16 protein-coding genes are annotated in these 18,953 nt (G+C 56.4%); 7 read left to right on the top strand and 9 right to left on the bottom strand.

What is annotated here, in order from left to right:
• The first annotated feature begins 78 nt into the window (after window positions 1-78).
• A complete protein-coding gene (fumA, locus tag VI01_RS02800) occupies window positions 79-1,722 on the top strand; it encodes a class I fumarate hydratase FumA (RefSeq protein WP_038647479.1) in 1,644 nt (547 codons plus the stop codon).
• Window positions 1,723-1,800: 78 nt separating this feature from the next.
• On the opposite strand, the gene VI01_RS25545 is transcribed toward fumA, so the two are convergent.
• The 3 genes from VI01_RS25545 to VI01_RS02790 all read right to left on the bottom strand — a co-directional run bounded on the left by VI01_RS25545 (window position 1,801) and on the right by VI01_RS02790 (window position 5,106).
• Window positions 1,801-1,965 carry a hypothetical protein gene (locus VI01_RS25545; protein ID WP_167540449.1) on the bottom strand — a complete coding sequence of 55 codons (165 nt, stop codon included), beginning with the start codon at window positions 1,963-1,965 and terminating at the stop codon, window positions 1,801-1,803.
• A 152-nt stretch (window positions 1,966-2,117) separates the two neighbouring features.
• Window positions 2,118-3,461 (bottom strand): aryl-sulfate sulfotransferase, encoded by a 1,344-nt coding sequence (locus tag VI01_RS02795; protein ID WP_045813911.1) that lies wholly within the window; start codon window positions 3,459-3,461, stop codon window positions 2,118-2,120.
• A gap of 124 nt (window positions 3,462-3,585) precedes the next feature.
• On the bottom strand, window positions 3,586-5,106 hold the full coding sequence (locus VI01_RS02790) for an aldehyde dehydrogenase family protein (RefSeq protein WP_045813910.1): 1,521 nt from the start codon (window positions 5,104-5,106) through the stop codon (window positions 3,586-3,588).
• 576 nt (window positions 5,107-5,682) lie between these two features.
• Between VI01_RS02790 and VI01_RS02785 the strand changes: the two genes are divergently transcribed.
• Window positions 5,683-6,246: a class I SAM-dependent methyltransferase gene (locus VI01_RS02785; RefSeq protein ID WP_038647483.1), complete on the top strand. Its 564-nt coding sequence runs from the start codon at window positions 5,683-5,685 to the stop codon at window positions 6,244-6,246.
• On the opposite strand, the gene VI01_RS02780 is transcribed toward VI01_RS02785, so the two are convergent.
• The gene (locus VI01_RS02780; RefSeq protein WP_038647485.1) at window positions 6,234-6,953 is read right to left on the bottom strand and encodes a glutamine amidotransferase; all 720 of its coding nucleotides are present in this window, start codon (window positions 6,951-6,953) and stop codon (window positions 6,234-6,236) included. The two genes, VI01_RS02785 and VI01_RS02780, sit on opposite strands and share 13 nt — an antisense overlap.
• A 189-nt stretch (window positions 6,954-7,142) precedes the next feature.
• On the opposite strand from VI01_RS02780, the gene VI01_RS02775 reads away from it, so the two are divergent.
• Together VI01_RS02775 and VI01_RS02770 are read left to right on the top strand one after the other, a co-directional pair.
• Window positions 7,143-8,027, top strand: coding sequence for a DMT family transporter (locus tag VI01_RS02775; protein ID WP_045813909.1), 885 nt, complete (start codon window positions 7,143-7,145; stop codon window positions 8,025-8,027).
• A gap of 47 nt (window positions 8,028-8,074) precedes the next feature.
• On the top strand, window positions 8,075-9,436 hold the full coding sequence (locus VI01_RS02770; RefSeq protein WP_045813908.1) for a CoA transferase: 1,362 nt from the start codon (window positions 8,075-8,077) through the stop codon (window positions 9,434-9,436).
• Here the strand turns inward: VI01_RS02770 and VI01_RS02765 are convergent, their stop codons facing one another.
• From VI01_RS02765 to ghrA, 3 genes are read right to left on the bottom strand one after another with little or no spacing between them, the layout of a single operon-like run.
• Window positions 9,437-9,997, bottom strand: coding sequence for a molecular chaperone (locus VI01_RS02765; protein ID WP_045813907.1), 561 nt, complete (start codon window positions 9,995-9,997; stop codon window positions 9,437-9,439).
• Window positions 9,998-10,023: 26 nt separating this feature from the next.
• A complete protein-coding gene (locus tag VI01_RS02760; RefSeq protein WP_034821944.1) occupies window positions 10,024-10,761 on the bottom strand; it encodes a phosphatase in 738 nt (245 codons plus the stop codon).
• A 24-nt stretch (window positions 10,762-10,785) separates the two neighbouring features.
• The gene (gene ghrA, locus VI01_RS02755; RefSeq protein WP_045813906.1) at window positions 10,786-11,724 is read right to left on the bottom strand and encodes a glyoxylate/hydroxypyruvate reductase GhrA; all 939 of its coding nucleotides are present in this window, start codon (window positions 11,722-11,724) and stop codon (window positions 10,786-10,788) included.
• A gap of 206 nt (window positions 11,725-11,930) precedes the next feature.
• On the opposite strand from ghrA, the gene treA reads away from it, so the two are divergent.
• Entirely contained in the window at window positions 11,931-13,610 is a 1,680-nt protein-coding gene (gene treA, locus VI01_RS02750; RefSeq protein ID WP_045813905.1) for an alpha,alpha-trehalase TreA, read from the top strand.
• A gap of 402 nt (window positions 13,611-14,012) precedes the next feature.
• Window positions 14,013-16,109, top strand: coding sequence for a TonB-dependent siderophore receptor (locus VI01_RS02745; RefSeq protein ID WP_045813904.1), 2,097 nt, complete (start codon window positions 14,013-14,015; stop codon window positions 16,107-16,109).
• A gap of 61 nt (window positions 16,110-16,170) precedes the next feature.
• Here VI01_RS02745 and VI01_RS02740 read toward each other — a convergent pair whose 3' ends face one another.
• A complete protein-coding gene (locus VI01_RS02740) occupies window positions 16,171-16,419 on the bottom strand; it encodes a GlsB/YeaQ/YmgE family stress response membrane protein (protein WP_038647498.1) in 249 nt (82 codons plus the stop codon).
• Between the two features lie 186 nt (window positions 16,420-16,605).
• Between VI01_RS02740 and VI01_RS02735 the strand changes: the two genes are divergently transcribed.
• A complete protein-coding gene (locus VI01_RS02735; protein WP_045813903.1) occupies window positions 16,606-17,340 on the top strand; it encodes a flagellar brake protein in 735 nt (244 codons plus the stop codon).
• A 122-nt stretch (window positions 17,341-17,462) separates the two neighbouring features.
• Here VI01_RS02735 and VI01_RS02730 read toward each other — a convergent pair whose 3' ends face one another.
• A complete protein-coding gene (locus tag VI01_RS02730) occupies window positions 17,463-18,953 on the bottom strand; it encodes an FGGY family carbohydrate kinase (RefSeq protein ID WP_045813902.1) in 1,491 nt (496 codons plus the stop codon).

Here is an 18,953-nt window from a genome sequence, read left to right as displayed (position 1 = left end):
TGAGAGAAAATCAAAAAACAAATCGCCTAATTTGTCACCTGCCACTCTGACAGGCGACACGAAGCTAAGTGAGCCAACATGTCGAACAAACCCTTCTATTATCAGAATCCCTTTCCTCTCGCCAAAGATGATACCGAATACTATCTGCTGAGCCGCGATTACGTCTCAGTAGCCAACTTCGATGGCGAAGAGGTGCTGAAAGTCGATCCTAAAGCCCTGACGCTGCTGGCGAAGCAGGCATTCCATGATGCTTCATTCATGCTGCGCGCCTCGCATCAGGCGCAAGTTGCCGCGATTCTGGCGGATGACGAAGCCAGCAAGAATGACAAATACGTTGCCCTGCAGTTCCTGCGTAACTCGGAAATCGCCGCCAAAGGCGTGTTGCCGACCTGCCAGGACACCGGCACGGCAATCATCATGGGCAAAAAAGGTCAGCGCGTCTGGACTGGCGGTGGCGACGAAGCCGCACTGTCACAAGGCGTCTATAACACCTTTATCGAAGACAACCTGCGTTACTCACAGAACGCGGCGCTGGATATGTACAAAGAGGTCAATACGGGCACTAACCTGCCGGCGCAGATCGACCTCTACAGCGTGGATGGCGACGAGTACAAATTCCTGTGCATTGCCAAAGGCGGCGGTTCTGCCAACAAAACTTACCTGTATCAGGAAACCAAAGCGCTGATTACCCCGGCCAAGCTGAAGAATTATCTGGTCGATAAGATGATGTCGCTCGGCACCGCAGCCTGTCCGCCGTACCATATCGCGTTTGTGATTGGCGGCACCTCAGCAGAAAGCACGCTGAAAACCGTGAAGCTGGCATCGACCCACTACTACGATTCGCTGCCGACCGAAGGTAACGAACACGGTCAGGCGTTCCGTGATGTCGCGCTGGAGCAGGAGCTGCTGAAAGCCTCACAAGAGTTGGGCCTTGGCGCACAGTTTGGCGGTAAATACTTCGCCCACGATATTCGCGTGGTGCGTCTGCCACGTCATGGCGCGTCCTGTCCCGTCGGCATGGGTGTGTCCTGCTCGGCTGACCGTAATATCAAAGCCAAAATCAACCGTGAAGGCATCTGGATCGAGAAACTGGAAGATAACCCAGGCCGCTATATCCCGGAAGAACTGCGTCAGCAGGGCGAAGGCGAAGTGGTAAATGTCGATCTTAACCGCCCGATGAGTGACATTCTGGCGCAGCTGTCATCCTATCCCGTGGCAACTCGCCTGTCGCTGAACGGCACCATTATCGTGGCGCGTGATATTGCCCACGCCAAGCTGAAAGAGCGCATCGACAACGGCGAAGGTCTGCCGCAGTACATCAAAGATCATCCGGTGTATTACGCAGGCCCGGCGAAAACCCCGGAAGGTTATGCCTCTGGTTCACTTGGCCCAACCACCGCGGGTCGTATGGACTCTTACGTTGATCTGCTGCAGGAAAATGGCGGCAGCATGGTGATGCTGGCAAAAGGCAACCGCAGCAAACAGGTGACCGATGCCTGTCATAAACACGGCGGCTTCTACCTCGGCAGCATCGGCGGCCCGGCAGCGGTGCTGGCGCAGCAGAGTATTAAGAGTCTGGAGTGCGTGGAGTACGCGGAACTGGGAATGGAAGCCATCTGGAAGATTGAAGTCGAGAACTTCCCGGCGTTTATCCTGGTGGATGACAAAGGCAACGACTTCTTCCAGCAGATCCACAACCAGTGTTCTGCCTGTGTGAAGTAAGGCTTTAAGCCGTGCTAAACAAAAAATCCGCGGCTTAAGGGCTGCGGATTTTTTTATGGGGTGAGCACTACGCGGCGCTTACATCGCACCGATTTGTACGTCGAGCAGCATATCGGCATCATCATCGTTTTGACCAATCACGTAAATCGCCTGACGGCCCGGCAGATTCACCGTGATGATGTGCTGATCGTCGGCATCCAGCACTTCATCATGCTGCTGCTGAAATTTATGCAGTGTGTTCATGTTATCTCCTTAAAATGGCGCACTATCTTAGATTCCCTACTGCTTAATATCGTCAAGACACGGCTTAAATGTAGCGGAATTGTCTGTATTCGTGATGCAGGCACTCTGGCACGGCCAAATGACAGTCAGATTAAAGAAGTAACGCACATTTCTTACGGTGCAGAGGTGAGCGCCGGACACCCCGGTAACGCCGGATAACGGCTGCAATCCGCCGTCACCGCTTTCTCACTGTGCGCTGTCCCTTCTGGTGCCCAGCGGTAATCCACCATATAAGCGCGATACACCGTATTACCGCGGTAGTGGTCACGCGGCATCGCTTTGCCGTAAAACGGGCTGACGTACTCCCAGACAATCTCACCTTGCGGCGTGACCTGGAACAGGCGGCCGCTCTGCCCTTCGTTAATCAACGTGTTGCCATTCGGCAGGCGCTGCGCGTTGCTGATATAGGCGCTGTAAAAGGTGGAGATCGCCTGTCCCGACTTCTCACCGGTGTATTCCCAGACGATTTGTTGAGTTTGCGGGTTCACTTCAATGACGCGTGAAGCAGAGAAGAATCCTTGCCGTGAGGGCGGGAATCCGGCGTTGCCCTGATTATCAAAAATCAGAATATTGCCAGCACCCGGCAACCCCGGTCCGATCATGTGCACATCGTGCTCGCCAATCAGTTGATCCAGCGGACGTGGCAAAGGCGTATCCAGCTTGAGCGCCGGATAATCGGGCCCGATGCGCCACACTACTTTTCCCGTCTGTCGATCAACAATCACCGCGACATTGCCGTTGCGCGAGTTAAACAGGATGTTGTCAGGGGCAAAACGCGGGTCGCCTTTATCAAACCACGGATTTGGCCCCAACGGTGCCGCCGTATTCATATGCAAAAAGTCGGCGTCCTGACTGTCACGAATCATCGCCAGCTGCGCGTCAGAAAAACCCAGCTCATTGAGGTGATCGGCCACTGACCAGCTCCACAGCTTCTCTCCCTGCGGCGACACCTCCTCCAGCGTATTATCGATGATGCGATAGTTGTAGCCGGGCAACTGGCGCAGTGCCGCACCCAGCACCAGCGTATTCCCGTCTGCCAGCCGCTGGATTTCATGGTGCTGATGCACCGGCTGCTGCTGACTGCCGTATTGCCACTGCACCGCACCGTTCCAGTCCACCTCCGCCACGCTGGCATTCACCATGCCGTTGCCGGGGCTGGCTTCTTTGTCGAGATCTTTCTGACGCTCCAGCTGTACCAGCAGATGACCACGCTGGCCGTTGACGCGATCAGTGGGTATCGGCCAGCTCGGGAACCCTTCGTACGCCCAGCGATGCACTTCTTGCCCGGTCATATCAATTAAGTGTGTTTGGTTATCGCTGCCGGGGATCACCACATAACCGTTCCAGGCTCGCGCGGGATCGTAATAGGTGACGCCGGTGGGAATGGCACTCGGAATCGCCGAGACCGTGAAAGAGAGAGAAAGCAGGCAGACAGAGAGCGTTGCCGCAATACGCATGATTCACCATCCTGAATAAGGGAGAAAGAAAACGCCCTTATAGGGTAGATGCGAATGGCGGCAGGATTAGTCCGAATGAGGCATGTGGGAGAAAAGGCAGCGGCATGACCCGCTGCCTGAGTGCTTAGAAGAAGCCCAGCGGTTGCGTGCTGTAGCTCACCAGCAGGTTTTTGGTTTGCTGGTAGTGATCGAGCATCATTTTATGGGTTTCACGGCCAATCCCGGATTTTTTGTAGCCGCCAAATGCGGCATGTGCCGGATAGAGGTGATAACAGTTGGTCCAGACACGACCCGCTTTAATCGCTCGTCCCATGCGATACGCGCGGTTGATGTCACGGGTCCAGACGCCAGCACCCAGCCCATAAATCGAGTCATTGGCGATGGCGAGGGCTTCTGCCTCATCTTTGAAGGTCAGCACACCGACCACCGGCCCGAAGATCTCCTCCTGGAAGACGCGCATGCTGTTGTCGCCTTTCAGCAGCGTGGGCTGGATGTAGTAGCCGCTATCAAATGCTTCACCGATTTTCTCCACGCCACCACCGTGCAGCACCTGAGCGCCCTCTTGCTGGGCGATTTCCAGATAAGAGAGGATTTTATCGAACTGCTGCTGCGACGCCTGCGCGCCAATCATGGTTTCGGTATCCAGCGGATCGCCGCGTTTGATAGTTTTGATACGTTTCATGACAGCTGCCATAAACGGCTCAAAGATCGACTCCTGTACCAGCGCACGCGACGGACAGGTACAAACTTCCCCCTGATTCAGGAAGCCAAGCACCACGCCTTCTGCTGCTTTCTCGATAAAGCTCTCTTCCGCATCCATGATGTCTTCAAAGAAGATGTTCGGTGATTTACCGCCCAGCTCAACAGTAGACGGAATCAGGCTTTTCGCCGCCAGTTCGAGAATATGCCCGCCGGTGGCGGTAGACCCGGTAAAGGCGATCTTGGCGATACCCGGATGTGATGCCAGCGCTTCACCGGCTTCTTTACCGTAACCGTGTACCACGTTAATGACCCCCGGTGGCACCAGGTCTTTAATCACTTCCATAAACAGGGTGATCGACAAAGGCGTTTGCTCAGCCGGTTTTAACACCACGCAGTTACCCGCACCCAGCGCAGGGGCCAGTTTCCACGCCGCCATTAACAGCGGGAAGTTCCACGGGATGATTTGCCCGACCACGCCCAGCGGTTCATGGAAGTGGTAAGCGGCGGTGAATTCGTCGATTTCCGCTGCGGTGCCTTCCTGTGCGCGCACGCAGCCCGCGAAGTAGCGGAAGTGGTCTACCGCCAGCGGCAAATCGGCAGCCAGGGTTTCACGCACCGGCTTGCCGTTATCCCAGGTTTCGTTGACTGCGATATATTCCAGTTTCTCTTCCAGTCGATCGGCGATTTTCAGCAACACCAGCGAACGCGCCTGCGGGGAAGTTTTGCCCCAGGCATCCGCAGCGGCCTGTGCTGCCGCGACTGCGTTATCGACATCGGCCCTGTCCGAGCGCGGGAACTCGCCGATGGTGGAACCGTTAATCGGGGTCGTGTTGACGAAGTAATGGCCGTTCACCGGCGCAACGAATTCGCCGTTGATAAAGTTGCCATAACGCGGTTGCAGAGTGATGAGAGAACCTTGTTCTCCCGGAGCAGCGTAACGCATGGTGTTTCTCCTTGCGGGACAGAGTGGCGAATAACAACTAAGAAACCTGTTATTAACATTGATCGATCAATGTCAACCTGTCAGATCGCAGAGCGGGAAACTGTGACCGCACCGAAGGAAAATTCCGGGATTGTTGATTTGAGATTTTGCACAGGCGCTAAACCAGGGTTGCGACTAAAGAAAAAGCCTCTGTCACAACAATTTTCGGTCGCCAGAAATGGCAATCCTTCGACTATCGTGCAGGATTTTTAGTCGCCAGAAATGCCAACCCTACGAACATCGCGCAGGGTTTTCGGTCGCCAGAAATGCCAACCCTACGAACATCGTGCAGGATTTTTAGTCGCCAGAAATGCCAACCCTTTGAACATCGTGCAGGGTTTTCGGTCGCCATAAATGGCAACCCTACCGTCCTCATGCACGATTTTCGTAGGGTGCACATTTATGCACATCACAAATACGCGTCAACCTCCCGCTTCGTTGCGGAAAATTCCGAGTTTTGCCGCATATGCAGCGAAAAGCGAAACAAACGCAATGAATTTGGTCAATATGAAACAGGATACTCATCAGGAGAAAGAGATGTTGGCTTCAGCCCTGACGTTAATGCGCGCCAAAGCGAACTTTGTTCAGCAATTTATTCGAAACCCGCGCAAGATGGGCAGCATCACGCCCTCCTCTGCTGCGCTGTGTCGCACCATGTGTGATGCCGCCAGCTGGGATCACAGCCTGCGTATCGCCGAACTGGGTGCCGGAGACGGGGTGTTAACCCGGCATATTCTGGACAGAATGTCGCCGCAAGCGCAGTTGGATGTGTTTGAGATCAGCCCGGATTTAGTCGAGAGCTTGCGCGAATGGACCGATCCGCGCATGCAGGTACGTGCCTGCTCGGCCGAATACCTGTCTGGTGAATACGATGTGATCTTTTCCGGCCTGCCGCTGCTGTCGCTGCCGCCGGAAACGCGTGAAGCGATTCTGAGTGCCGTCCACGATGTGCTGGGCCCGCGCGGTGTATTTATCCAGTTTCAATACACCTCATTGACCCAACCTACCCTGTCACGCTACTTCACGTGGCAGCGCCAGCGGGTGCTGAAAAATATGCCGCCCGCCTGGGTTTATCGCTGCACTCGGCATTACGCGCCCTGAGCCTGCACGCGCGGCTGTGGCCGCGTTTGCAACCAGAAACGACGCAACAACTCGCGTGACCAATCCTCACCTGCGACCTGCGCACCATCATCACACACGCCCGCCGGTAAACAAGCGGTCATGATGTCGCGGGTAAACTCCGGGTGGAACTGTACCGACAGCGCCTGCGGGGAATAGCGTAAAATCTGGCAACCATCCAGCTCAGATTGCGCCAGTACTACGGCGTGCTGCGGGGGACTAATCACCGACTGGCGATGCGAAAGCCATGCCTGAAACTCGCCGGGCAGCGTTGCCAGCCACGGATCGCGCTGCGCCTGCTGCGTCAGGGTTTTCAATCCACGTTCCCATCCGTTCGGGTTATCGCCCACTTTTCCGCCCAACGCATACGCCATCAGCTGATGGCCGTAACAGACGCCCAGCAGTGGCAGCTCGGCTTCCATGGCACCACGGATCCATGCGGCCGTGCGCTCGCTCCAGTCGGCGTGGTCGGTGACCATTGCCCAGGAGCCGCTGAGAATGGCGCCGCTGACGCGATCAAACGCCGGCAGCTCTTCGCCAAGATGCGGGCGGACAATCACATAGTCATCAGGCTGCAGTTGCAGCGCATCAATAAACCAGACGGGTTGTTCACCAATTTGCGCCACAACCTGCGGTGGCGGCACTTCGAGTTGAATCAGAGCAAGGGGTAACGCGCGGGTGTGTGTCATTCCGAATTCATTCCTTCACGGAGTCAGCTTTCGGACATCCACTTTGACAGGAAATCAGTGACCTGTCTTATTTTTTTCCTGCATAAGCTCATACCTTAATGAAAAAAATTTTTGCACAATGTCACAGAAATGCACGGCTTCGTGCCATGATTAGCCGGTGATACCCCCTTTCATGTGAAGGATGACATTGTGGCAGTGCGGCATTTCTTTATGGTTCTGATGGTGGTTTCCATTTGGGCTTTCAACAACGTGGCGGTGAAGTGGGGATTGCTGGAACTTCCGCCGCTGTTCCTCACCTGGATGCGTTTCGTGGTGGTGGCGATTGTGCTGGTGCCGTTCTGCCGCATCACGCGTGAACAGCTGCCGTGGCTGCTTACCCTCGCCTTCACCTTTGGCTTTATGCATTTCTCGCTGCTGTTTGTCGGCATGCGCTACACCGATGCCGGAACCGGCGCGATTGTGGTGCAGCTCGGCACGCCGATTGCCATGCTGCTGGCGATGCTGGTGTTGAAAGAGAAGCTGCGCCTGGTGCAGTTATTCGGCATCGCGGTCTCGTTAAGTGGGGTGGCGGTGCTCTCTGGCAGCCCAACCATTCCTGCGTGGTGGGTGTTGTGTATTTTGCTGTGCAGCGCCTTTGGCTGGGCCATCAGCAATATGATCGTGAAGAAATCGCCGCCGATAAAACCGCTGACGCTCACCGGCTGGATCTCATTCCTTGCCGTGCCGATTGTCGGTGCCGCTTCCTGGCTTACCGAATCGCATCAGTTTTACGCATTAAGCCACGCGGGCTGGCGCGGCTGGTTTGGTATTCTTTACAGCGCGCTGGCTTCCTCGATCGTGGCTTATACCTTGTGGTATTGGTTACTGAAAAAGTACAACGTCAACTTAATCATGCCTTACTCGCTGCTCACGCCTGTGCTGGCGGTTTTGATGGGCGTATTCGTGCTGGGCGACAGCATGAACAGCTTCAAGATCCTCGGCGCGTCTCTGGTGGTGCTCGGCACGGCCATTGCGGTGATCAACCTGCGCAATCTGCGCATGCACGCGCGTTTTCCGCGTTTACACCGCCGTTAGATCCCCTCTGCTATGCTTGAGTCTCGCGCGTTTTCCGGAGACTCAATATGGATACTCAATCTGCTGCCGCATTATGGCAGCAACTGTGGCAAGGATTGCGTGGCGCGGAACCCCTTCCCGCGCTTAGCTTTCTCCAGCCCGATACCTTTTCCTCTGCGTTTGCCGTCAGTGAACTGGCCGCCACCAGCATTGGGCTCGCAAGCCAGGCAGTGAGCGACTTGCTCGGGCAATCGACCCCGGTTAGCGTCAATGTGCGGCTCGCCTCTCGCTGGTTTCAGCACAGCCTCACGCCGTTAAATCGTCCTCCTGCCGCACTTTGGGACCCTTTTGCTGGCGACTATGCCACCACCGATGGCTGGATCCGTCTGCACACCAACGCCCCGCATCATCGTGCCGCGATGGAGCAGGTGCTGGGCCAACAAGCCGACCGCGCCGCATTAGCGCAACGGGTGTCTCAGTGGCAAGCGGCCGCGCTGGAGCAGGCCGTGATCGAGGCTGGCGGCTGTGCTGCGCAGATGCGCAGTGAGCAACAGTGGTTGCAACACCCACAAGGGATGGCCGTCAGCAGTGAAGCGCTGATCGCCCAACAGGCCACCGGAGATGCACCCACGCCTGGCTGGCAACTGCCGCTTGCCCGTCCGCTGCTGGGCGTACGCGTGCTGGATCTGACGCGCATTATCGCCGGGCCGGTCGCCACGCGTTTTCTCGCCAGCCTTGGCGCGCAGGTTTTACGTATCGATCCTTACGGCTGGGAAGAGCCAACACTGGAAGAGGAGATCACCTGCGGCAAACGCTGCGCACGACTCGATCTCAAATCCAGAGCGGGCGTTGAGCAGCTGCGCGATCTGATCAAACACGCTGATGTGCTGGTGCATGGCTATCGCGCGGATGCGCTGGAAAAGCTGGGGCTGGATGCAGAATCACGCCGCAAACTGTCGCCCGGATTGGTGGATGTTAGCCTGAATGCGTGGGGCTGGAGCGGGCCATGGCGTAATCGGCGCGGCTTTGACAGCCTGGTGCAGATGGGATGCGGCATCGCTGAACAGGGCATGATCTGGCGTGGTAACGTCCAACCGACGCCGCTGCCAGTGCAGGCACTCGATCACGCCACCGGCTATATGATGGCCGCCGCCGTACTGGAAGGGATGAGACAGCGTCGGGAAAATCACGTTGGCTGGCAGGCACGCTTATCACTGGCGCGCACCGCAAGACTGTTGCAACAGTTTGGCGCGTCCCCGCCACAGCCGCAGCATGGCATTGCGGCACAGCACGGCGATGCCCTGCCGACAGTAGAGATCAACGCGTGGGGGATTGCCGAAAGATTGCGTGCCGCTGCGTATCTGCCCGGCACGCCGATGATCTGCGCCACGCCGGGCGTTAAGCTCGGCAGCAGCGTAGCCAGCTGGTGATTAGGCTTCTTCGCCGTTGCCTTCGTTCAGTTCATCGTACATCGCCTGAATGGCTTCACGGCTCAGCGCAGCCAGCGTGCGGTAGAAGGCGCTGGTTGCGTGCGCTTCCACTTTGCCCAGGAACGCACCGCACCATGGCAGCAGGTAGTCGTCAAACAGCGCCAGCTGCGCGGCGAACTCATCTTCCGCTGACTGATCTTCCAGCCACGAGGCCGCCAGCAGCAGCACGCCAAAATGATCGGCAGGCGCATCGCTTAACGGCATGCCACGTGAGGCGAGGAAGGCACGGACATCCGCTTCCTGCGGACCGTTTGGCCACTGCGAAGCGTAAGGCGGTACGCTGCATTCGCTGCCGACGAACAGTGCGTTGTAATCCGCCGCCAGGGCCTGCGGATCGCTATTCTGCTGCAGACGGGTTAACAGTTCATCCTGCTCCAGCGGCCACTGAGCCTTCAGTTTGCCTTCACGCAGCATGGTGAAGAGCGGCACCAGCAATGGATCTTGTGGCTGGCGGTTGAACAGCGAGCCGATGACGCGGCAGAGAATGGAAAACTCATTCATGCAACAGAATTCCTTGAGGCTAAAAGTTAAAAGTCCGCAAATTCAGCAATGTGCTTACCGGTTCGCTGTTCGAGGAAGTCGAGCAGGCGGCGCGGCGTGACATTTAACACGCGATCCTCGGGAAAATCCACTTCGCGCGTAATGCGGATGCAGTGTTCGAAATGACCAAGGGTAAATGCGGTGTGCGAATCCGACCCAAACGCCAGACGCCCGCCGGCATCACGCACCGCTTCAGCAATGGCGCGACAGTTCGGTTCGCTGCCCGGACGTGAGTGAGTAAAGGAAGAGTTGTTGATCTCCAGCGCCACATCATAATGCGCGGCCGCTTCGGCAATGGCGCGGATATCCACCGGGAATTTCGGGTTGCCCGGGTGCGAAATAATGTGCACCAGCCCACCGGCCATGGCGGCAATCATCGCTTCCGTGTGATGCGCTTTATCACGCGGTGCATACACCGGCTCATGGAAACCCGCCACAATCAGATCCAGCGCATCCAGCATCGGGCCGCTGCAGTCAATTTCACCCTGCTGATTTTTGATGTTGGCTTCAATACCACGCAACACGCCTACGCCATCAATCACGCGTGGCCAGATACGCATATTAACGAAGTGCCAGTAGTGCGGCGCATCCGCCATATCCGGGCCGTGATCGGTGATGGCAAACAGCTTCAGGCCATTCTGCTTCGCCTGCACCACATAGTCATGCAGTGTGCTGTAGGCGTGGGTACTGGCAACGGTGTGCATATGCAAATCGACGGGATACATCCTCTTCTCCTGACTCAATGTGAATTAATAACCGCGCTGACGATCGACTAAACCACCCGGTTGATCCCCTTGCTCCAGAGCAAGTATGGCACCAGCAATGAAATCCATCGCCTCGCCGGGCAACGTAATAGCCGCAGTATGTGGCGTCAATGTGACATGTGGATGAGACCAGAGCGGGTGATCCGCCGCCAGTGGCTCGGTCTGGAACACGTCCAGCGCCGCACCCGCCAGTTGACCGCTGTTCAATGCGGCCAGCAGATCGGCTTCCACCACGTGCGCGCCGCGCGCCAGATTGAGGAAAAAGGCACCCTGCGGTAACACGCGCAGAAACTTTTCATCGATCAGGTTGGTGGTTTCCGGCGTGGTGGGCAACAGGTCGATCAGCACCTGAGTGCCATCGAGAAACGCATCCAGCTGATCGCGACCGTGGAAGGTTTGCACGCCATCAATCTGCTTAGCCGAGCGGCTCCAGCAACGCAGCGGGAAACCCCACTGACGTAAGCTTTCAAGCACGCTACTGCCCAGCACTCCCGCACCGAGCACGCCGATGGTGAAGTCGGCGCGATCCGCTGTGTCGAGTGGTTGCCAGTGCGCCTGTTGCTGCTGCTGACGATAGTCGGCGAAGCGGCGGTACCAGCCCAGCACGCACCAGTTCGCATACTCCTGCATCTGACGCGCCATACCGGTATCTTCGAGGCGGAACAGCGGTACGTCATCGGCTAGCATTTCAGGATGAGCGCGCAGTTGCTTAAGAATTTCGTCGACGCCCGCGCCCATGGCAAACACGCCTTTTAACGGACGGCCAGCCAGCATCTCGATGGGGGGCGAACGCACGATGGCATAATCCGCCGGAGCCGTGTCGCCCGGGTGCCAGTAGCGCACGTTGGCTTGCGGTAAACGCTGACGCAGTCCCGCAAGCCAGCGATCGGGGGCTTGCGACGGGTGATACCAGATAATCTCCATACAGCTCTCCTTTTTTCCTTCAGCCTCAGGCAAATAGCGGTGAAGGGCAAGCAAAAACCTCACTGTTAATGCAATTTCTTGCGTGATTAATTCCCACGGCTTCACATTTCCATGGCTTGAGGCGGCTAAGCGGCGCGTTAACGACTAAAGTTGTTCGGGTGGTCAATGTGTTAGCACACCACCTTTTCGGACAAGGAGAAAAACCGATGATAAAAAATGTCAAATTCACGCCCGCGCCACTGACGTTGTTACTGAGCGCGGCGCTGCTGGCCGGCGCCTCTGTTGCGCAGGCGGAAGATACCAGCCGAATGCTAAGCAGCCAGCCACAGCCGCCCGATATCCGCCTTGGGCCTCTGTTTAATGCAGTACAGCAGGCAAAATTTTATCCGGATCAGAAAACCTTTGCCGATGCGGTTCCGAAGTACAATCCTTCTTCGATACTGGCGGACTGGCAGATGCAAAAGAGCCAGCGCAACTTCGACCTCAAGCATTTCGTGGACGCTAATTTCACCCTGCCTAAAGAGCAGGACAAATACGTGCCGCCTGCCGGACAAAGCCTGCGTGAACATATCAACGGCCTGTGGCCGGTGCTGACACGATCGACACCGACCGCCAGCCAGTATGATTCCCTGTTGCCGCTACCGAAACCCTATGTGGTCCCCGGCGGCCGTTTCCGCGAAGTATATTACTGGGACAGCTACTTCACCATGCTGGGCCTCGCCGAGAGCGGGCACTGGGATCGCGTGCAGGATATGGTGGATAACTTCGCCACCGAACTGGATAAATACGGCCACATCCCGAACGGCAATCGCAGCTATTATCTCAGCCGTTCACAGCCACCGTTCTTTAGCCTGATGGTGGATCTGCTGGCGACGCACAAAGGTGATGATGTTTACCGCCAGTATCTGCCGCAGTTGCAGAAAGAGTATGACTACTGGATGGCGGACAGCGATAAAGTCGCGGCCGGAGAAGCCAGCAAGCGCGTGATTAAACTGGGTGACGGCACGCTGCTTAACCGTTACTGGGATGACCGCGATGCTCCACGCACCGAGTCCTGGCTCGACGATGTGAATACCGCCAACAAAGCGCCAGATCGCAATAAACAGCAGGTGTATCGCGATCTGCGTGCCGGTGCGGCCTCCGGTTGGGATTTCAGCTCTCGCTGGTTTACCGATGCCCACAATTTGGCCTCGATCCGCACCACCCAGCTGGCACCGGTCGATCTTAACAGCCTGATGTTCCATCTGGAGCAGGTGTTGTCCAAAGCCTCGAAACTGGCACAGCAGGATGACAAAGCCAAACAGTTCGCGGCCGATGCTGAAAAACGTCAGGCAGCGATTAATCGTTATCTGTGGGATGAGAAGCAAGGCTGGTACGCCGACTATGACTGGCAGAAAAAACACGTTCATCCGCAGTTAACCGCCGCTACCCTGTTCCCGCTGTATATGCAGGTGGCGAGTGAAAAACAGGCGGACCGCACCGCCAAAGCGGTTGAGAAACAGCTGTTGAAACCGGGAGGTTTGGTGACGACAACCGTTAATAATGGTCAGCAATGGGATGCACCAAATGGCTGGGCGCCGCTGCAATGGGTGGCGGTGGAAGGTCTGGAACATTACAAGCAACCCAAGCTGGCGCAGGAAATTGGTCAGCGCTTCCTGCAGAACGTGCAGGCCACTTACGACAAAGAGCACAAGCTGGTTGAGAAGTATGTGGTGGAAGGCGCGCAACTGGGTGGGGGTGGTGGCGGTGAATATCCGTTGCAGGACGGCTTCGGCTGGACCAATGGCGTGACGCTCAAACTACTGGATAAATACTGCCCGAAAGATAACACCTGTAATAACGCGAGCGATATCCCGAATATGCCCGCACTGAATGCGGGGAAATAACCCTCTTACTCTCTTAAATAAAACCGCTGCTACTGCTTTGTTTGTCAAACGGTAGCAGCGCAATCGGTTCGCGCTGTCAAAGCCAAGGGGGCTTAATACCATCCCCTCAGGCATGCGATGTCACCACTTAACGCAGTGAAGTCATCACCTCAGGTTTCCACACCCTCGCGCACCGCGACAGATTATATGACTGAATCATGAAACCTGTTCTCACTTAAAGCCGTACTCGCTACGCCACCCTTCCCGTTCATTTCCTCACAATCTCTTTCACTCACATTCACAACTTGAAACATACCTCACTAAAAGATAATAATTCTCACTCTTAATTTTAATCGCATTCTCAATTTACTGCAGTGCTGGTTGAGTGCTGCTTTTGTTCTGTTTCCCGTTAAAGGATTTCCGATGACGCTTTTTCCCCTTAATCGTGCCCGCGTGCTTTGTGCGCTGGCTCTGGCCCTTCCTGCTGCAACCTTCGCAGAAGAGTCCATCGTGGTCACCGCGCAACCGCAGGAGAGCGCCAGCTCACCGACACAAGGCTATCTCGCCACCCGCAGCAGCGGCAGCAGTAAAACCGATCAACCGCTGATCACCACGCCGCAGTCCATCTCGGTGGTAACACGTCAGCAGATGGAAGATCAGGGTGCGCAGGATCTCAATCAGGTACTGAACTATACGCCGGGCGTATTCACCAACTTCGGCGGCGCCGCCACCCGTTATGACACCATCGCGCTACGTGGTTTCCATGGCGGCGATGTCGACAACACCTTCCTGGATGGCTTGCGCATCATGAGTGATGGCGGCAGCTTCAACATCTTGCAGGTGGATAACTGGTTCCTCGATCGCGTTGATGTGATCAAAGGCCCCTCCTCCGCACTTTACGGCCAGACCGTGCCAGGCGGATTAGTCAATCAGGTGAGCAAACGGCCGCAGTTTGCTGAAGAGGGCCATTTCCGCCTGTCGACCGGCACCAACGCCACCAACAGCGCCGCCTTTGACTACACCAATGCGATTAACGATCAGTGGGCCTTCCGTCTCACCGGCATCACGCGTAACAGCGACACGCAATACGATCACACCCGTGAAGAGAAATATGCGATTTCGCCACAGCTGCTGTGGCAACCCAGCGAAGACACCAGTCTGGTGCTGCGTGCCTATCTGCAAAAAGATCCATCCGGCGGTTATCACGGTTCCGTACCGGTTGAAGGCACGCTTTACAGCCATAATGGCCGCAAGCTGAGTGATGGATTCTATGAGGGCGACAGCGCGCTGGATCAGTTCAAACGCCACGAACAGATTTACAGCTATGACTTCTCGCACCGCTTCAATGAAGTGTGGTCTGTCTACTCTACCGCCAGCTATAGCCACTCTAATGTCGATCTTGATCAGGTGTATCAGATTGGCTGGGACGCCGCTAACCCGGACCTGCTGACCCGCTACTACTCCGGTGAACGTTCTTCGCTTAGCGCATGGGCCAACGACAACCGTCTGCAGGCCGATTTTGCCACCGGCGCGCTGCAGCATCGGGTGATCCTCGGTGCCGAATACCACCGTTATAAGAACGATTTGAGTAAAGCCAGTGGCTATGCGAGTTCATTAAACCCCTGGACGGGCGAAGCGTTCGGCAGCATGCCGGATTACAGCTGGACCGAACAAACGCGTCGCTATTATCAGACCGGGCTCTATTTGCAGGATGAAATGCAACTCGACCGCTGGCATCTGGATCTCTCTGGCCGCTACGATCGCATCGTCTCCAATAATGGCACCAGCCGTCGCCAGGATGACCACGTCAGCGGCCGTGCTGCGCTGCTGTATGCGTTCGACAGCGGCATCTCACCTTACGTCAGCTGGAGCCAGGCGATTACCCCGGCTTCGTTGACCGACCCAGACGGCAATCAGCTGAAGCCAACCACTTCCGAGCAGTATGAAGCCGGTGTGAAATACCAGCCTGTGGGCACACGCGATATGTACTCCATCGCGCTATACGATTTGACGCAAAACGATGTGGCGAACCGTAACGTGGTGGACAGCACCTACAGCCCTTCCGGCAAAGTGCATTCGCAGGGCATTGAGCTGGAAGCACGTAATCAACTGACGCCGCGACTCAGCACCATTGCCGGTTACACGCTGAACCATCTGCGTTTCAAAGATTCCGTTGACGGAAATGATGGCCATACGCCTTACGTCACGCCGAACAGCATGGCGTCATTCTGGGGTCACTATCAGTTTGATTACGGGCTGAGCGCCGGTGCGGGTGTGCGTTACATCGGTAAGCAGTGGGCTGATAATGAAAACACCACTCGTTTGCCGTCAGTGACGCTGTTTGATGCTTCCGTTCGTGCCGATCTCGGTGCGTGGGATTCACAGTTGAAAGGGGCATGGCTGCAGGTGAATGCCAATAACCTGACCGACAAAAAGTATCTCGCCGCCTGTTATGGCACCGGATACTGCTATCGCGGTGCGGAGCGGACCATTACCGCCACCGTGGGTTACGATTTCTAACCGCCATAAAAAAATCCGCATCCCGTTGGGGATGCGGATTTCATAAAATCAGAGTGCGCTACTAGGTTCGAACTTTACGATAGATCCACAGCACCACGATGGCACCAATTACCGCCACCACGAAGCTGCCAAAGTTGAAACCGTCAACTTTGCCGAAGCCAAACAGGGTACTGATCCAGCCGCCAACCACCGCGCCGACGATCCCTAGTACCACAGTGATGATGAATCCGCCGCCATCTTTACCTGGCATGATCCATTTAGCGATGATCCCGGCAATCAAACCAAAAATAATCCATGAAAGAATACCCATTTACTGCTCCTTACGTTATGAATCAAGGTGTTCACTGCGATTAGTATAGTCGGAAATTTTTAATCTGCTTGAGGAACATCACAGTAGATAGAGAGTTAGCAGGCTAAAGCTTTTTGTTAAAACGTCGATAACAGTTCGATAGCCGTGTCACCCGTGATAATAACAATCGGATAAGTGGAGCAGGATGTGAAAGACGCCGATAACGAACAATATCTCAAACGAGGCACCCTTGCTGTTTTAAACGTAATGAAGGATTTGTTGCGTTTCCAGACCCCTTTAATGGTCAGTTTTTCGCGCGGTCAATTTATTAGCCGCATGCTGGATGCGGATGAAGATCGCGTCATTTTCGATCTCGGCAGCAATGCGCTGGATAACGATTTAGCGCTGCAGGGCGGTGAAGTGAATATCGCGGCAGAAACCCAGGGGGCAAAAGTAGAGTTTGGCTTGATCAAACTTGAGCGCACCGAGTTTGAAGGCTTACCCGCTTTCACTGCCCCACTGCCTGAGCTGCTGTGGCAGATTCAGCGTCGTGAATTTTTCCGTGTTTCCGCCCCGATGGAACCGGTGTTTTACTGCCATACGCAGTGGCCGGATGGTAGCAAAGCGCGTTTTCGTTTACAGGATCTCTCTCTCGGTGGCGCGGGCGTATTGCTGGATGACAGCTTGCCTGAAGGCCTGAATCGGGGTGATACCTTTAAGAACCTGCGTGTGGAATTGGGCGAATACGGTCATTTTGAGGTCACCGCACAGCTGCTGCATATTGGCGAGCGCAGCACCGTCACCAGCAAGAATGAAACCCGCACAACCCCCCGTCTCAGCTTCCGCTTTACCGCCATTGAGCCGGTGCAGGAACGCCAGCTACAGCAGGTGATCTTTGCGCTGGAGCGTCTGGCGCGCGACAAAGCGAATCGCTTCCAGTAATTGAGTAACATGCGGGGATCAGAGTGAACCCCGCAGATTTCTCTTCGACATGATTTATCACGCCTGGGCGGGCGCGGTGTGACTCGCCCTCGTGCGATACGTTGTCTTTGAGACGATAAAGATTAATGGTGCGGTTGATAGCGACAACGCGCCACCGCTTCCAGCCAGCCGCGATAATTCTCCTGCAAAATGGTCGCGCGATCGCTGCGCGGCTCCATCACGCTGCCACCCTGCAACGCCTGCATATCACTGCCCTGCTGCCACCAGCCTAATGAGCGCCCCGCCAGCAGCGCGGCACCAAGGGCGGAGACTTCAGCGGTGGGGGCACGTTTCAACGGCCGCTGCAACACGTCTGCCTGTAACTGCATCAGCCAACTGTTTTCGGTCGCCGTGCCATCCACACAGAGCGCGGGCAACTGCACACCACTGGCCTGCTCCATCGCGAAGAACACATCGGCAATCTGGAAGGTGATAGATTCCAGCGCCACGCGCGCCAGCACCTCTGGCGTGGCTGCATCGGTAAGGCCACATACCATGCCGCGCGCCTTCAAATCCCACCAGGGCGCGCCCAGGCCTGACAAGGCAGGCACGAAATAGATGCCCTGATTATGTTCGCTGCGCTGCGCCATTGCCGTCAGTTCACGCGGATCGCTGATGCCCAGCATGCGTCCCAGCCAGGCCGCGCCTGAACCGGTATGGGTGATGTTGCCTTCAAAGGCAAATCGCAGCGTGCCATCGTGCCACGCCACCGTGGTACTGAGGCCGTTTTCGGTCAGCAAAGGTGTGGCCATTGACATCATCAGCGATGAACCAGTGCCGTAAGTGGCTTTCACCACCTCTTCACCCGCACTGCGTTGCGCCTGCAGTGCCGCATGGGAATCGCCAATGCGCGACAAAATGGGTGTACCCGCTTTCAGTCCGGCGATGTCCTGTACCGTGACAACACCCTGCGCACTGGCGGAGGGCACAATATGTGGCAGCGCCGTGCGCGGAATATGGAACAGCGTCAGCAGTTCCTCATCCCAGTCACCGCTGTGCAAATTATAGAGTTGGGTGCGGGCCGCATTCGCGTGATCGGTAATAAAACTCTCGCCGCCGCTGAGTTGCCAGCTGAGCCAGCTATCCACAGTGCCAATGCAGAGTTCACCGGCCTGCGCACGCGCCTGGCCATCCGGTATCGCCGCCAGCATCCCGGTGAGTTTGCCTGCGGGAAACATCGGATCGACCGCCAAACCGGTTAAGCCGGTGATGCGTGGCGCTTTACCCGCCATGCGTAAATCACGACAAAACGCTTCTGAGCGACGATCCTGCCAGCTCACCAGCGGCGTCAGCGGCTGCCCGTCGCGGCGCTGCCAGATCAGCACCGACTCGCGCTGATTGCTGATCGCGACGGCGGCCACCTCTGCCCCGCCGCACTGCGCCAGACAGCTTTCAATCGCCTGTTTCACCGCCTGCCAGATCGCCAGCGGATCCTGTTCGGCCAATCCAGGCTGCGGATGGGCTAGCGTCAGAGGCTGGCTGCCGCGCGCCACCACCTTGCCTGCGCGGTCCACCGCTATGGCTTTCGCGTTCGTGGTACCTTCATCAATTGCCAGTATTAATGGACCCGCCAT

It is taken from the genome of Pantoea sp. SM3, assembly GCF_000963995.1.
Classification (GTDB): domain Bacteria; phylum Pseudomonadota; class Gammaproteobacteria; order Enterobacterales; family Enterobacteriaceae; genus Pantoea; species Pantoea rwandensis_B.
The sequence above is the reverse complement of the archived record's forward strand: the minus strand, read 5'-3'. Positions and strand labels throughout refer to the sequence as shown.